Raw genomic sequence first — 15,574 nt, forward strand, 5'->3', positions numbered from 1 at the left:
CAGGTGAGGTTGTGGTGTCGGTGAACCGCGATGGGGACAGTGAAGCATCCCCGGCCGGCGACCGTTCGGACGCGCATCTTCAGGCCCTCGCCCAGTGTCTCGATATAGCGCCCCCCGCGGACGATAGCGACGAACATCAGCGGTGGTCGCTCTATCAGGGTGCGATTTGCAATGACGCTTGCCATCGCAGCTTACTCGCCGCACTCTTCCTCGACCCGGACGACGTGCTGGTCGCCGCCGTGGTGACCCAGATGATGGAGTGGGTCGAGGTGCCCCAGCGCGAGCAGTGGATCGGATTGGCACGCAACGAAAGCGACCGGCAGTACGCCTGCCGGCGCGCGCGAGAAGCGGACATCCTGCGGGTCCAGGGCGCCGTTCCGGAACTCAGCCGCGAGACGCTGTCGACCTGGACCGACTGGCTTCAGATCAGGCTTGCAGAGACGTCCACGGCGTCGCGCACCCTCGATCACCTGGCGAGGTTCGGCAGAACGAAAAGGATCCGGCGGACCGCTGCGAAACGGCTGTCCACCGTTTGACTCCCGACACACTCATCTCGGCAGACCAATGCGCGATTCGCCGCGCGGAACATATTTGATCAAGCGGCGCCGTCACCCTGCCCGAGCCAACGACGGACCGCCGAGAAATCCGCTTCGGTCAGGCCCACATATGGCTCAACACGGTGCAGCAACGCTCGCCCCGGGTGGTGTGCTGCGACCCATCGCCGGTCAGCATCAGTCGTCTCGTCGTCAAGCCAGACGAATGGACGTCCCGCTGCCCACTGGGTAAGGCAGACGGTCTTCCAGTGCAGACCGCGCTCTGGATCCTCGTCGCCGTCCGGACACTCGACGACGGGCAGGTCTGCAAACCCGAGCCGTGGCGAGATGACCTCGTTCGCCTCCGCCATCCAGGTCGTCGCCCAGACCAACTGGCATCCCAGCGCCAAGAGCCGACGCCCGTCACCTGGGTCAAGCCAGTCCAGCAGAGGATTGCCAGTACCGTTCAGCGGCTGCACGACGGCGCTGTCCACGAAACGCTCGCGGCTAACCGGCCGGGCTTTGAACGGGATCAGCGGCCCATCCACATCGAGGAAGATTACGGGGCGGTTGTCCATGCCGGGCACGCTCGAACCGTATCGTGACCCATCGGGGCCGAGTGACGCGCATGCACTTCCCCTCGGCAGGTCCGGATGCTGGACCGAGCGACGTCCGCGACGGCACGTGGCAGCGCTCGAACGGCGCGCCGTATCAGCGGCAGACCGCCACGCGCAGCCGGCCCCACGAGAGGTGAAGAAGTAATCGCTACCGGAAGCCGCCGCGCACGAACGGTTGCACAGCCCAGTGGCGAGCGGCGGCCGACGGCACCGAGCCGACGGCGAGGACCCACTCGTCGTAGAGCGCGCCGATAACGAGGTCGCCGTTCTCGAACCGCAGCACGAGACCAGCGCAAACCGCGTCGCCGTCGTGGCCGAGGATCACGGCGCCGTCGGTGAGCCGGGCCCCGATGAACCTGGACAGCACGTCAGGCTCCTGTGCCGGGCCGACCCTGGTCTCCCCGTACTCGCCCATGTCGTAGAAGCCGCCGGGGTCGTCCTTGGCGAGTATGAGATGGTCACCGCAGCCGTGCAGACCGACCGGCACGGCGTATTCGAAGAACAGCCAAGCGTGCAGCAAGCTCTCGGCGTCCGGCTCGCGCCGTCCCTCATGCCAGTGCCGGGCCTCCGTCACGGCGTCGAGCCGTCGGCCGCACATGCTCGTCAGCCACGACGCGACCATCTCGGGATCGCTGAAGCCCACGTACGGCACCGCGTTCTCGACGCGCAGCGCCTCCCACACGGCATGCGCGGTGGCCTCATAGACGTCACCCACGCTCGTGTCGATCTCATTGACGACCACGTCGGTCACGGTCACCTTCACCGCCGCGGGAAGGTGACGCAGAGCCCACCAAGCACCCAACTCCGCCTCACGCCGGTGTTCGTCGGCAGCGGTGGCGGTCACCTCCACCTCGCGCCGGCTCGACGCCGCTACCTCGACGCTGACCTGAGCGAACCGCGACGAGCGATTCGTCTGTCTGAACAGACGGAAGGTGGTCATGCCGCTGATCGTTTCAGCCGGGTCCCGCCCTCAGCATGCCGGACCGCGAGCAGACCGACAGACACCCCCTTCGTCCGGAGCGGCGACCTGCCCGGATGCGTCTCCTGCCCGAGGTGGCGCCGCGGTCGCTGGCCCACGGATGGCCCGCGCTGGCCCTCGAATTGCGGGGAGGTCGCAGGTGGCCGGTCGAGGGGTTGCGCACCTGGTCAGGCGTCTATTGTTCTGAGGCGGCCAGCGCCATGTGCGGGGTCCCCGTTTTCAGGGACAGCACTACCGCCCGCTCCGCCGCCTCTGCTGCTACCTGCTACTTGTCTGCTACCGGCCATCCGTAGCGATGCAGCCTTGAGACGACAGCCAACACCAGTCAGGCGGGGAGCTGCGACGCGTGACCACTTCGGTGTTCTCTGGCAGGTCACGCCGCACTGCTCGACCGCAGCACCGCAGGTCAAAGCCCTCGTCCCTATCCGGTGTCGGTGAGCACTTCGGGCGCGGTGACCACCTCGCGAACCTGCACCCAACCTGCTCCCACTTGCAACGCCCGACCCCTCGGCGGCTCCTTACCGCCTTGACCTGCGCATACTCTCCTACCAGGCGACATAAATTGCTGTCGACTGCTACCCAGAGCCACTGAGCACTCCGTCTGAAGCAGGACGCCGCACCGACTCTGACCTGCGAAAGCGAGAACTTGCAGGTCGTGGTGGGTGCAGTTGCGTGCCGTCCGGTGCCGTTCGGTGCGGTTGAGGGCCGTTCAGTGCACCCTGCTGCTCCCAACCTGCTCCCCGATCCAGGGCTCAGGCGGCTGCTGCGGCCACGCTGAGACGGAACGTCTTGCAGGTCGATCGTTAGAGATCCTGGCCGCTTGCCCGAGCGGCACTGGCGAAGCCGACGCCCGGTCAGCGGCGGTTAGGCCCAGTCGCTCCCGTCCCGCTCCGACGGCCCGGTCGTCGACTGGACGTGCTCAGGAATGCCGCGCCTTGTCAGCGGCATGTCCGGACGTTCTTAGGCGCGTTGCCCGACCGCGGGAGACGGGGATCCGGCCCGGCGCGGCACAGCTGCCTCGTCGGCTGCCGACGGTGCCCTTGCACCGTCATTGTCAAATGGGTGGCGTGGCTGACGACATCGAACAACGGCTGACCTCGGCCGCCGAGGCGCTCCGTGAGTACGAGGTGACCACCCGGCGCAGTGCGGATCTGCACCGCCGAGCAGACGAGCTGACCACGCAGCTCGCCGCGCTGCGCGCACGGCACGCCCGCGAGCAGGAGGACGTCGAGCGGTTGGAGGGCCTCTCCCTGACCCGGGTGCTGGCCTCGTTACGCGGCGCCCGTGATGACGCGCTGGCGCGTGAACGTGCGGAGGCCGACGCCGCACGCTACCGGGTAGCCGAGGCGGAGAGCCGGCTTGAGGCGCTACGACAGGAGCACCGCGCAGCACAGGCACGGCTGGGCCAGCTCGCCGCAGCGCCGAGCAACTATGCCGCAGTACTCGATGCCAAGGAGCGACACCTGAACGAGTCCGGCGACCCGCGCCGGGCGCGGCTGCTGGAGTTGGCCGACGAGCGAGGACGGCTCACCGCTGAGATGCACGAGTTGACCGAGGCCAAGCAGGCCGCACGCACCGCGTGGCAGGCCCTGACTCAGGTACGGGACAAGCTCGACAGCGCATCCGGCTGGTCGACCTACGACACGTTCTTCGGCGGCGGCGCGATCAGCAGCACGATCAAACACTCCCGATTGGACGAGGCGGCAGAGGCCGCAGCCCGCGCCGACCGTTGCCTCGCCGTACTGCGAACCGAACTCGCCGAGGTCCCTGGGATGGCGCTGACCGCCCCGCAGCTGGCAGTCGGCGGCCTGACCCGGTTCGTCGACGTCTGGTTCGACAACATCTTCACCGACCTCGCGGTACGAGACCGGATCAAGCAAGCCCAGCAGAACGTCGCCCAGGCCCTGCAACTGGTGCGCGAAGTGCAAGCCCGGCTGGAGCAACGGGCAGCCCACGTGTGCGTGAGGCTCGCCACGATCGACAGCGATCGCTGCGATCTCCTCACCCGATAGCAAAGGCTCGGCGCAGGTCGAGGCTTTGCCGACTCGCACGATGTGGCCAAGCTTTCCGAGAATCGTTCCCGCGACGAGGGACCCGGTCAGCCATAGCGCCGTCATGGTGGCAACCGAGCGCAGTCCCAGCAGGTCGCCCGACGTGCCGTCCTGGGCGAAGGCCTAACCGAATGGCCCTGTAGGGGGATGTGGGCGACTAGTCACCGACGAATCTCCCGCACATACTGCTGATAGAGCCGCCACGCACGGCGTCCGGTGACACAGGGAGGCACGCATACCGGCAGACGCAGCGCTGCCGATCGCCGCCGGAGGGGATGCACCCTCGATCGTGGCTGGCGGATGAGGTGGGGCCACCGCAGGCCGGTCGCCGTCGACTGATCGTTGGGTTCCGTCCTGCGCACCGGGATCGGTGCGGGCAACGCGGAGGTGATCATGTACCCAGCGGGGAAGGTTCGCATCGTTCTGGCGGCCGCGGCTCTCAGCCTCGCCATGGTCGCCTGCCAGTCCTCACACCCACCGACGCCCGGGCCGTCCACCCCTGATGCGGCACGCTCCAGCTGGTCCACGCTCGGTGGGTGGGGTGGCGGCCGGCTGGCCACGCCGTCCACATCGACCGCGCAGCCGCCCACGGAGGCCCCGGGCACGTCACCGGCGCCGGGACCGTCCGTTCCGGCGCCGAGCAAGTCGGCCAGCCTGACCAAGTGGCAACTGGCCGGGCAGCGGATCATCTACTCCTATCCTGGGTTGACACCACCGGCGAGCCTGTTGAGGATCATCCGCGCCGGTGAGGCCGCCGGGGTGATCTTCTTCGGGGAGAACATCGCCGGCACCGCCCAGATCAGTTCGGTGATCGCCCAGTTACGACGAGCCCAGGCGCAAAGCCCGGTCCACCTGCCGCTGCTGCTGATGGTCGACCAGGAGGGTGGCCTGATCCGGCGGCTGCCGGGGGCGCCCGCGCTGTCGGCGAAGCGGATCGGCCAGTCCGCCGATCCGGTCGCCGCGGCGGCCGCGGCGGGCACCGGAGCCGGCCGCACCCTCGCCGACGTGGGCATGAACGTCAACCTCGCGCCGGTTCTCGACGTCTACTCCACTGCCGGCAACTTCATCGACCAGTACCAGCGCTCCTACAGTGCTAACCCCGGCACCGTCGCGACTTTGGGGCGGGCGTTCATCACCGCCCAGCAGCGCAGCGGCGTGGCCGCCACCGCCAAGCACTTTCCCGGACTGGGACGGGCGGCAAAGGGACAGAACACCGACACCGGGCCGCTCACCCTGTCCCAGTCGCTGGCCACGTTGCGCAGCACCGACGAGTTCCCGTACTCAGCCGCCGTCGCCAGCGGCGTCGACCTCGTCATGGTGTCCTGGGCCATCTACCCGGCGCTGGACCCGAACCGCCCAGCCGGCCTGTCGCCGACAGTGGTCGGGCAGGAACTGCGCGGCCGCATCGGGTTCACCGGGGTGACCGTCACCGACGCCCTGGAAGCCGGCGCGCTGGCTCATTACGGCAGCACCGGCCAACGCGCGGTCGCCGCCGCGACCGCCGGCATGGACCTCATCCTGTGCTCCGCCCGTGACGTCAGCCAGGGCGAAGCCGCCACCGCCGCCCTAGTCAACGCCCAGACCGGGGGCCAGCTCGACACCGCCAGCTTCATCGCCACGACGGATCGGATCGCCGACCTGCGGGCCCGTCTCCACTGACTGTCTAGTAAGGCGGCCGTCCAACGCGGCTCCGCTCTCCCCCAACCGGCCCGCGAACGACCCAAGCACCCCAAGTCAGGCGTCACGGAGGCCGGCGCCCAAGACAGCCGGCGGACCGAGAAGGCCGCCGGGGCCGAGGATCCAGGACGGGTCGAGCGCTCTCTTGGCGGCGCGCAATTCGAGCGCGACCGGTCAGCAACATCCTTCCAGCCGCCCGCGGGGCAAGCCATCTCGAATGTCACGTGTCGGTGCAGCAGAACCCCAACTCTCACCGTCGAAGCCGCCGACACCACCTTCCGCGTCCACGCCGGCAACCAGCTCCTCACCGAAGTGCCCCGCACCACCACCAAGCCCATCGCTCGGTTCAAGGCTCGTAAACCGGAACCACCACGGCAGACGACGATGGGCAGGCGAGGCGGACAATGAACCCTCCACCTGCCAGCACGGGTACGGAGCCAGCTGCCCGCCACGCCACCGTCAGCCGCTCCCTCAGGCTCGACAACGACTCCGCGGAAGCCTCGTCGGAAAGTACGAAGCGGTTCACGGCGTCCCGGACCGACGGCAGCGCAGGGTGCTCCGGCCCGTTGAACACGGCAGAGCGGTCGCTCAACTCCCCGGCCAGGGCAGCCACCTCGACCTTGAGGGCACGCGCGATGCGATCCAGCATGTGAATGCGCGGCGGCAGGATCCGGTCGGTCTCCACCGCCTTGACCCACTCGGCGCTGCGGCCCACCAAGCCGCCGAGCACCGCACGAGTCTTCCCGGACCGCTCCCGGTAGACCTTCAGCCGCTGCCCGAAAGTCAACTCCGGCAAGGAATCCACCCCGAACCTCCTCGTAGCGCGGGATGCACCATCGACACCCGGGCCACCGTGGCGCCAACGCTACCGGGCTGACTGCCGCCCCAGAACCCTTCGCCTGACGCGCGTCACCCTCCACACCCGCCAGAAGATGCCTGGGCCTCTCACCGAAGTTCTGGGCGCTCCGTCTGGACGCGTCCGTCCGCAACCGTGGGCTCGGGCGACTGTGCGCGCCCGACGACCGCCGGCGTCCTCGCCCCGGGCTGTTGCCGTCACCGTTGCTGTCGACAGCCGCGCCCCTGGGCCCGGCTTGAGCCAGACCGGTTCATCGTCTTCGCCCAGGGACACGCATCCGCAGACCACGCGGTGGCCAGTCGACAGGGCATCCGTGCCTCGACGATGGCCGGTTATCCTCAAGGACGCGACCGTGCAGGGAACCTGCTCGTCAAAGTCGAGACCGCCGTAGCAGCCCTCGATGACGGCGACTTGCCAGAGGGCGGAGAGCGCCTGCTGTAGGCCTGGGTCGTTTGGAGTACCCGACTCGATGGCCAGTTCAGAGAACCACCCGACCAGTTCTCGTCACCGGCCGCGGACGCTGGCTCCGGCATGTCGTGAACTCCGGTTGCCGGGGGCGGCCGCACTGAGCCCGGGACTGCTGCCTCGGCACGATAGCCGAACGCATGGCTCTCGGCGCGACTGGATGCGATCCAACACATCAGGGATGAACGGCAAGCCCGGCGATGGCCAGCAGATCCTCCTCGGACATGTCCAGTGCCTCGGCCAGTTCCGCGACCAGAATCCGGTGTGGATTCCAACCGCCGCTGCGCACCATGTTGATCGTTGACATCGACCGGCCGCACCGTACGGCCATCTCCCTGACCGAGATCCCGCGCAGGTCCATCAGCGTGCCGAGCACCGAACCGAAAGGGTGCCGCTCCGGCACGCCCGCCGCGGCGGATCCCGGCCCGATGACGACGTCGCCCACCTTCGCCTGGAACCGGATCAGCAGGTCATCGCTGAACCGGACCCGCGCGGACAGCGGCAACGTGTCCCCGGCGCCACGGCTGACCGTGCCAGGCACGGTCACCTCGGTGAACCTCGAAACGGCACGCGGTTCGTCCCGGGCGATCTCACACGGATGGGCGGGCTCGACCCGGGTCACCCGCCAGGCGCGGTCCCACCAGGGCCACTCGTCAAGCAGCTCGTTAAACCACGTCGGCAGGACCGCGAGATCCACCGGCGTCGGCGCCACCTGGTGAACAATTCCTGGCCAGTACGTCAACGCCTCGATCACCGCGGGACTTAGCGGACGGTCTGCCGGACTCACCGTCAGAGCGTAGCCATCGGTGGACCTGCGGGTCCACAGCGGAAGCCGAACAGCGGGTCTGCCATCAATCTACGTAGCGCCGTGTTTGCGGCATGAGCGTGCACTCGTGCTGGCGCTCGCAGTGGTGGTCACAGTGACGCGGCCGTGGCGAAGGTGCATATCGCAGCGGTAAGGATCAGCCTATGCAAGATCATGTGCTCCAGGTTTGGTCGTGGCCGGTCGCCGATGGGTGGCAGCACGGTCAGGGTGTGCGCGTAGGTGCGGGCGCGCAACTCCGACCAGGAGACGTCGGTTCCTGCCGTCGCCCACGGAACGGTGACGCTACCGGGCAACTCAATTCATCGCCGGGTCAGCGGGGTCTCGGATTCGACGCGGGTCAGCTTCTCCGGATTGCGGACGTAGTAGAGGCCGGTGATGCGGGCGTCCTCGACACGGGCCGCCATGATGCCGTCAATCTCGCCGTCGAGGCGCACGAGGAGCGCTGGATTGCCGTTGACCACGGTCGGTTCAGCGGTGAGCGTGCCGTCGACCTTGCCCAGACCACCGAAGAGCATCCGAACCGCCTTCTCGGCGCCGATGACCGGCCGGAGGGCGGCCTGCTTGACGCCGCCTCCGTCGCCCACCAGGACTACGTCAGGAGCAAGCACGTCGAGCAGCCCCTGCAGGTCCCGGCCTTCGACCGCGCGCTGGAACGCTCTCAGAGCCGCCCGAGTCTCGCTCGGGGAGACCACCTGACGAGGGCGGCGGGCGTCGACGTGCTGGCGGGCGCGGTGCGCGATCTGGTGGACGGCCGAAGGGCTCTTGCCGACGGCGGCGGCGATCTCGTCGTAGCTGACATCGAAAGCCTCGCGTAGCACGAAGACGACGCGTTCCGTCGGCGACAACGTCTCTAGGACGATCATGAGCCCGATGGACACGCTCTCGGCGAGCTCTACGTCCTCGGCCACGTCCGGCGCGGTGAGCAATGGATCGGGCAGCCAAGGGCCGACGTAGGCCTCCTTGCGGCGTTTCGCGGCACGCAGCCGGTTGAGCGACTGCCGGGTCGTGATCCGGATCAGGTAGGCGCGCTGGTCGCGCACGTTCTTCGCGTCCACCTTGATCCACCGCAGCCAGGTCTCCTGGAGGACGTCTTCGGCGTCGGCCGCCGATCCGAGCATCTCGTACGCGATGGTGAAGAGCAGGTTGCGGTAAGTGACGAAGGTGTCCGTCGCCGGGTCGGTGACGTGGCTCATGTCGTGGCCCTTCTCTGTCGCGGGCGGCCCTGGTCGCCGGAGACCTTCGGCCCTGCGTGATCCGCACGGTGGCGCTGCTGGCTGTGTTGCTGCCGAGGTGCTGGTTTTGGCAGGACCGGCGACGCCGCGCGCGTACCCGATCCAGGGTCTGCCGGATACGGGCTGGCCGCGACCGGTCGGGTCAGCCCGGCCGGAGCCGCTGCCGGGGCGCCGGCCGGTCGGGACCGCGGCGCCAACACGGCGTTACCTCGCCATCGGCACATCTTCGTCAGCCGGTGAACGGCTCAAGGCCGAAGCGGCCCCATGCGATGAAGGCCGCGAGCGCAACGTAGCCCAGGTTCACCACTACCAGCCGGGGCTGGCCCAGGCGGACGTGGATGATCGTCGCGCCGACCATGAGCAGAACCCAGCAGACGGCGGTCACCGGCACCATGAACGGCGCGATGTCGAGAACGGCGGGCAGGGTCAGGCCCACCGCGCCCAGGAGCTCGAGAACCCCGATGGTCCTGATGAAGCCCCTGCTGGCATGTCCGGTCCATTCCCCGCCTTTCAACGCAGCTAGTTTCTCCTTGGGTACGAGCGTCTTGGTGATGCCGCCGGTCAGGGAGACCGCTGCCAGCAATCCGGCAGCGATCCACAGCGCGAGATTCATCCGGTTTGTCCTTACCTCTGACTCGGGTGCCTCGAAACCCATCCGGCACGGACGGAGCTCCACCGGGACACCCGTGGTAGCTGGTAACCGCTTGAGCTGGGATCATCGATGGTTGGCGCAGGCTGTCCGTTAGCGGCGAATCGGCGCCTCGTCGCGCTTGGCCCGCAGCAACTCCTGGCGCTTGTCATCCTTGACCCAGGTGAGCGAGCCGGGCTTGCGTGCCTCGTTCGTCAGGTGCTGCACGGTGTGCTTGCAGACGAACTCCTTGAGCTTCGCGCCCGGGCCGCCGCCGATGTACAAGCCGTTCGCGGTGTCGTCCCTGGCGGCGAACTGGAAGATTCCGGCGCGCCGCCCCAAACTCATGCACTGGCCGAAGAACCCCAGGTTGATGGGCACCGGCTGCTCACCCCTGATCCGGGCCAGCACCGTGTCGGCGGCGTGCGCGCCGATCCTCGTCGCGGCCTGGCAGCTCATCCGGAACGGCAGGTCCGACGGTGCCGCCGAGTCCCCGGCCGCGACGATGCGCATGTCGTCGACGCTGGTCAACGTCTCATCGGTGAGCAGGCGGCCCAGGGCGTCGGTGCGCAGTCCGCTGCGCGCGGCCAGGTCCGGCACACCGAACCCGGCGGTCCAGACGGTCACCGTGCTCGGCAACTCGCGGCCGTCCACGAGCTGCACGGCATCGCGAGTCACGGTCGTCACCTTCGTGTCGGGCCCGTCCACCACGGTCACCCCGAGCTTGGCCAGCCGCCTGGCAACCGAGCGTCGCGCCCGAGGATGCAGGTACGGGCCGAGCGGCCCGCCGCAGACCAGGGTCACCGTACGGCCGGCCTCTGCCAGCTCGGCGGCGGCCTCGATGCCGGTCGGACCGGCTCCCACCACCGTCACCGAGGCCATACCAGGGAGACCGTCGAGGACCAGCCGCAGCCGCTGCGCCTCCTCCAAGCTGGCAATCGGGTGGGCGAACTCGGCCGCTCCGGGCACGCCCGGAGCGGCGCTGGCGCTGCCCACCGCGTAGATCAGGTAGTCGTAGCCGACCGTGCCGCCGTCCGCCAGCGTCACGCAGCGCTCGGCCGCGTCGATCCGGGTCACCGTGTCGACCACCAGCCGGACGCCCTCGGCCAGGACCTCTCGGTAGTCGACGACCGCGTCATCGGACCCGCCCACCACCTGGTGCAGGCGGATCCGCTCGACAAACGTCCGGCGCGGATTGATCAACGTCACAGCCACGTCGCCGCGCTGCGTCAAGCGATTGGCCGAAATGACCCCGGCGTACCCGCCGCCGACCACGACCACATCGATGTTCCCAGGCATAGCGCTTCCTCCGATCCAAGGGTTCGGCCTCAAGACACCGAGTGGCCGATCGCGCTGACATCGTGTGAGCCAGGCCACTGCGCAGGCCGGGCTGAACAGGCGGAGTTCCGCCGAGGCGAACGCTTCGCGGGGGCTTCGGCGGCGGCCACCGCGGGGGCGGTGTAGCACTCCCGCACCGCGGCACGACTCTTCGGCTCGCGGCTCGGAAGCCGGCCGAGATCGTGGAGTTCGACATTGCCTTGACCGCCGCGCGCCGCCGGGCCGAGACGTGGACGGTGTGGGCCGCCGGCTATCGGATCATGTCCGGCCTGTGCTCCGGTGACGGCGTCTGGTACTTCCTACCGTGGCTGGTCTGCTGTGCTGCCGCTGGCCTCGGCCGGCACGGTCAGGATCCACGACGCGGCCGGTCGGTGCGCCGAGCTCCTCCGCCGGGACCGGACGTGGACGCCGAAGGCGGTCACGGGGATGTGTGCCACGACCTTCGTAGCGTGCCGGAGCCCTCGCTGCCGAGTGGCCTGGCGCTGCGCCCGGTGTGCCGCGTCCCCGAGGACGTGCGGGACGGGGTGCCGTTGACGGATGCAGTTGCGGCCGCCGGACGAGCGGCGCCAGCGGGTGAGGTGTCGACCGCGGCGCTCGTCACGTACCTGAGGTCGCTGCCGGAGGGTCCCCGGCTCTTCGCGGCGGTCGACGACGACGGCATGGTGCGAGGTACGAGCGGTTCGCGGACGTTCTGTTCGGAGGCGTTCGTGTTCTTCGTCAACACCGATCCCGGCTGGCGCCGCCGCGGCGTGGGGCTGTCGATGACTGCGGCCGCGTTGCGCTCCGCGGCGGAGTCGGGAGCTACACGGGCCAGCCTCGACGCAAGCGGGCCAGGCATCCCCCTCTACCGGCGATTGGGCTTCACTGCCGTTGCCCAGATGACCCAGTTCTCCCGTTCCGGCTGATCAATGTGCCATTGGCTCCTTCGGCAGTCTGGCACGCGGCGGAATGACGCGCGCTGCTCGCGGCAATTGAGCGCGCGACGCTGATCGCCTGCCGCCGGAAAACCGATTGGCCCCTATTGCGCTGACCTGCGAGGATCCGCCGATGTTCCACAACACAAGGCATCGTCGGCTTGCCGCGCTGCGCGCCTGCGACCGAATCCTTTCCGGCATCCGGCCCGCGACCATGAGGGATCGGCTCGCGGACATGGACGCAGGCGGTGATCTGGATGGTCAGCCCGACTTCTACGGCGACGGTCCGGTGACCACGCTGGAAGAACGCGTGGCAGAACTACTGGGAACCGAGGCCGCCGTCTTCTTCCCCACCGGCACGATGGCCCAGCAGGTCGCGCTGCGCTATGGCGCCGACCGCACCGGCCACCCGACGGTCGCTCTGCACCCGCTCGGCCACCTGGAGGTGGACGAACGGCATGCCTATGCCTACCTGAGCGGCCTACGCAGTACGTGGCCGACCACCGCGCCCCGCAACGCCACCGCCGAGGAGATCACCGCGCTCGCCGAACCGGTGAGCACCGTCGTCATGGAACTCCCGCTGCGCGACGCCGGCTTCGTCCTCCCCTCCTGGGACGAACTCACCGCCGCATCCGCCGCGGCGCGCGCCATCGGCGCCCGCGTACATTTCGACGGCGCCCGAATCTGGGAATCCACCCCACACCTGGCGCACACCCTCAGCGAGATCGCCAGCCTCGCCGACAGCACCTACGTCTCGTTCTACAAGACGATCGGCGGTATCAGCGGAGCGGCGCTCGTGGGCACCACGGCGCTCGCCTCCTACGCCCGCATCTGGCGGCACCGCTACGGCGGCGAGGTGTTCCAGCAGTGGCCCGCCGCTCTGAGCGCACTCGCCGGTCTGAACAGGGAGCTGCCGCGCATCCCCGAGTATGTGCGCCACGCACGAACAGTCGCTGCGGCGCTCACCGCGCTTCCCGGCGCGCGGGTGTATCCAGAACCTCCGCATACCCATCGATTCCGTCTCTGGCTGCCCCACTCGGCGCAGGCACTGAACGACGCTGCGCTGGCACTCGCCGAGGAGGAGAAGGTGTGGTTTGTCGCCGGCTGGCAGGAAGCAGCGGTGCCGGGTATGGCGATGACGGAGGTCACCGTCGTCGCGCCCGCCCTCAAGTGGACCACCGACGACATCGCCGAAATTGGTGAGCGCTTCCTCGGCCGCGTCGTCGACCATTGACCTTCAGGCGCCTGCCACAGCGGTGCCCGGCGAACTCGCGCATCCGCGCCGCGGCCAACACCTCGATCACCTACGGTCAACCGCTGGCGAACGCCCCAGTAGTGACGCCCTCATCTCGGCATGCGAGAGACCTTGATCTTGGCTGGGTTGATGTCGACCGGAGTTGTCGCATCCGGGCCGCGTTGTGCGTAGCTACGGTGAGAGGCGGTCCACGAAGGCGCTGTCACGACCACAGGAGTTTCCACCGATGACACACCCGCAGACCAAGGTCCACCGCATGTTCGAGCTCGTCGAGCCGATCGCCACCGTCACCTTCTCCGAGGTGCCGAACGAGGCGTTCCTGGCCATCGGCATGCGCAACTACTGGGACGGATACTTCGCGGGTCGGGCCGCACCGCTGGGGCTGGCGCCGGCCGAGGTGGTGCACGCGGTCTTCTACAACTTCGCCGACGGCGAGGTGGCGCGCCACATCCCATGGGTCTGGGGGAAGACCACCCCGCAGGAGGCGATCGCGGTACGCGAGCGGGGCAGCGCCGCCGCGCTGCGGCAGATGATCGGGCAGCTCGCCGACTCCCCCGATCTGGTGCGGGTCGCCGACCTCGCCACCCGAGCAGCGGTCAGCGCGCCGACTGAGGGCCGCGCACTGTACGCAGGACTCCGGGCGCTCGACGTGCCCGCGGAGCCGGTGGCCAGGCTCTGGCACGCGGCGACGCTGCTGCGGGAGCACCGCGGGGACGGCCACAACGCGGCCCTCCTGGCCCACGGCATCGGCGGCACCGAGGCCCACGTCCTGCTCGCTCTCTCCCTCGGCATGCGGGCGGAGGAGTTCGGCCGGATCCACCACCTGCCCAAGGCGCAGCTGACCGCTGTCGTCGAAAGGCTGCGCGGTCGCGGCCTCGTGAGCGCCGCCGGCGGATTCACCGACGCCGGCCGGGAGACCAGGGAGCGGATCGAGACCCTCACCGACGAGCTGGCGGCGCCGGCCTACGACGTGCTCACCGCCGACGAGCTCGACGAGCTGGTCGCGGGGCTCGAGCCGATCGCCGCCGCGGTACAGGCCGTCGACGACTGAGCGGGTGCATCAGGCGACGGCCACGACACCAGCTCACCCGGCACCTGCGGCAACGCATGGACGGCGACGATCCCTGCTCCCAGCGGCAGCGCCGTATCAAGGGATCAGCAGCTCCGTGCGGTAGTCGGCCGCCGGCGCGACGGCGCGATTCTGCCGTTCGGCCTGCTCCTCGTCGGTGAGAGTCCGATTCGGTGAAGAGGCCCCGGTCCGAATTCGATCGACAGGTTGGTCGAACCGGCCGTACCGTCGCGCGATGCGACCCGGGGAGATCGTGGTAACGGTCCAGCAAGTCCGCGCCCTGATCGATGAGCAGTTCCCCGAGTGGTCGGACCTGCCGATCGTGCCGCAGCCGGTGACCGGCACCGACAACGCGCTGTTCCGGCTGGGTACCTCCCTGACGGCGCGGCTGCCACGGGCGCCGTGGGCGGTCGACCAGGTGGCGACCGACGCGACCTGGCTGCCGCGGCTGGCGCCGCACCTGCCGGTGCCGGTGCCGCTGCCGGTCGCGGTCGGCCAACCAGGTGGCGACTATCCGTGGCCGTGGACGGTCGTCCCGTGGCTGGACGGGCGCAATCCGGAAGCCGGGCAGGACCACGTGGACCTCGCCGTCGACCTCGCCGGCTTCGTGCGCGCGATGATCGCGATCGAGCCGATGGGCGGGCCGGTCAAGGAGGGCATCCTGCGCGGTGTGCCGCTGGCGCGGCGGGACGAGCTGACCCGCCGGTCGATCGCCGCGCTGGGCGACCGCATCGACGGGCGCGCGGTCACTGCGGCGTGGGACGAGGCGATGGCGGCCGACGAGTGGCCCGGACCGCCGGTGTGGCTGCACGGTGACCTCCTGGCCGGCAACCTGCTGGTCGACCGGGGCCGGCTCGTCGGCGTGATCGACTTCGGCGCCTTGGGCCGCGGCGATCCGGCGGTCGAGGTGCGGCCGGCCTGGAGCCTGTTCGACGCCCGCGCGCGGGCCGCCTACCGGGAGGCACTCGGATTCGACGAGGCGACCTGGGTGCGCGGCTGGGGCTGGATGCTGTCGGGCTCGCTCTACTGGCTGGCCGACCTGTGGGACTCGATCAGCGAGCACGACCGCGACGACACGATCCGCCACCTCGACCACATCGTGCGCCACCGCCACGACTGACCACCGCCGGGAGC

General features: G+C 69.3%; 13 protein-coding genes and 2 pseudogenes. 8 read left to right on the forward strand and 7 right to left on the reverse strand.

Features of this window, described 5'->3' with window-relative positions; translation table 11 throughout:
• The first annotated feature begins 11 nt into the window (after positions 1 to 11).
• A complete protein-coding gene (locus tag AB0I11_RS19570) occupies positions 12 to 536 on the forward strand; it encodes a hypothetical protein (RefSeq protein WP_357322014.1) in 525 nt (174 codons plus the stop codon).
• A 59-nt stretch (positions 537 to 595) separates the two neighbouring features.
• Here AB0I11_RS19570 and AB0I11_RS19575 read toward each other — a convergent pair whose 3' ends face one another.
• Entirely contained in the window at positions 596 to 1,111 is a 516-nt protein-coding gene (locus AB0I11_RS19575; RefSeq protein ID WP_357322187.1) for an HAD domain-containing protein, read from the reverse strand.
• 187 nt (positions 1,112 to 1,298) lie between these two features.
• Entirely contained in the window at positions 1,299 to 2,090 is a 792-nt protein-coding gene (locus AB0I11_RS19580; protein ID WP_357322017.1) for a hypothetical protein, read from the reverse strand.
• A gap of 1,106 nt (positions 2,091 to 3,196) precedes the next feature.
• On the opposite strand from AB0I11_RS19580, the gene AB0I11_RS19585 reads away from it, so the two are divergent.
• Complete coding sequence (locus AB0I11_RS19585; protein WP_357322020.1) at positions 3,197 to 4,141, forward strand: hypothetical protein; 945 nt, start codon at positions 3,197 to 3,199, stop codon at positions 4,139 to 4,141.
• Between the two features lie 765 nt (positions 4,142 to 4,906).
• Positions 4,907 to 5,839, forward strand: a complete 933-nt coding sequence (locus AB0I11_RS19590) for a glycoside hydrolase family 3 N-terminal domain-containing protein (protein WP_357322023.1) — start codon at positions 4,907 to 4,909, stop codon at positions 5,837 to 5,839.
• A 460-nt stretch (positions 5,840 to 6,299) separates the two neighbouring features.
• On the opposite strand, the pseudogene AB0I11_RS19595 reads toward AB0I11_RS19590, so the two are convergent.
• The 5 genes and pseudogenes from AB0I11_RS19595 to AB0I11_RS19615 all read right to left on the reverse strand — a co-directional run.
• Positions 6,300 to 6,662, reverse strand: a pseudogene (locus AB0I11_RS19595) (helix-turn-helix transcriptional regulator); the annotation flags it as partial.
• A gap of 691 nt (positions 6,663 to 7,353) precedes the next feature.
• A complete protein-coding gene (locus tag AB0I11_RS19600; protein ID WP_357322026.1) occupies positions 7,354 to 7,932 on the reverse strand; it encodes a helix-turn-helix transcriptional regulator in 579 nt (192 codons plus the stop codon).
• A gap of 371 nt (positions 7,933 to 8,303) precedes the next feature.
• Entirely contained in the window at positions 8,304 to 9,197 is an 894-nt protein-coding gene (locus AB0I11_RS19605; RefSeq protein ID WP_357322028.1) for an RNA polymerase sigma-70 factor, read from the reverse strand.
• A 268-nt stretch (positions 9,198 to 9,465) separates the two neighbouring features.
• Entirely contained in the window at positions 9,466 to 9,849 is a 384-nt protein-coding gene (locus AB0I11_RS19610) for a DoxX family protein (protein ID WP_357322031.1), read from the reverse strand.
• A gap of 129 nt (positions 9,850 to 9,978) precedes the next feature.
• Positions 9,979 to 11,241 (reverse strand): FAD-dependent oxidoreductase, encoded by a 1,263-nt coding sequence (locus AB0I11_RS19615; RefSeq protein WP_357322034.1) that lies wholly within the window; start codon positions 11,239 to 11,241, stop codon positions 9,979 to 9,981.
• 122 nt (positions 11,242 to 11,363) lie between these two features.
• On the opposite strand from AB0I11_RS19615, the pseudogene AB0I11_RS19620 reads away from it, so the two are divergent.
• The 5 genes and pseudogenes from AB0I11_RS19620 to AB0I11_RS19640 form a co-directional block, all read left to right on the forward strand.
• Positions 11,364 to 11,507, forward strand: a pseudogene (locus AB0I11_RS19620) (DUF4240 domain-containing protein); the annotation flags it as partial.
• Between the two features lie 96 nt (positions 11,508 to 11,603).
• Complete coding sequence (locus AB0I11_RS19625) at positions 11,604 to 12,107, forward strand: GNAT family N-acetyltransferase (protein ID WP_357322037.1); 504 nt, start codon at positions 11,604 to 11,606, stop codon at positions 12,105 to 12,107.
• Between the two features lie 142 nt (positions 12,108 to 12,249).
• Positions 12,250 to 13,350 carry a beta-eliminating lyase-related protein gene (locus AB0I11_RS19630; RefSeq protein WP_357322039.1) on the forward strand — a complete coding sequence of 367 codons (1,101 nt, stop codon included), beginning with the start codon at positions 12,250 to 12,252 and terminating at the stop codon, positions 13,348 to 13,350.
• 277 nt (positions 13,351 to 13,627) lie between these two features.
• A complete protein-coding gene (locus tag AB0I11_RS19635; protein WP_357322042.1) occupies positions 13,628 to 14,422 on the forward strand; it encodes a MarR family winged helix-turn-helix transcriptional regulator in 795 nt (264 codons plus the stop codon).
• 253 nt (positions 14,423 to 14,675) lie between these two features.
• Positions 14,676 to 15,560, forward strand: coding sequence for an aminoglycoside phosphotransferase family protein (locus tag AB0I11_RS19640; RefSeq protein WP_357322045.1), 885 nt, complete (start codon positions 14,676 to 14,678; stop codon positions 15,558 to 15,560).
• The last annotated feature ends 14 nt before the right edge of the window (positions 15,561 to 15,574 follow it).

This window comes from Micromonospora sp. NPDC050495 (assembly GCF_040655175.1).
Lineage (GTDB): Bacteria > Actinomycetota > Actinomycetes > Mycobacteriales > Micromonosporaceae > Micromonospora.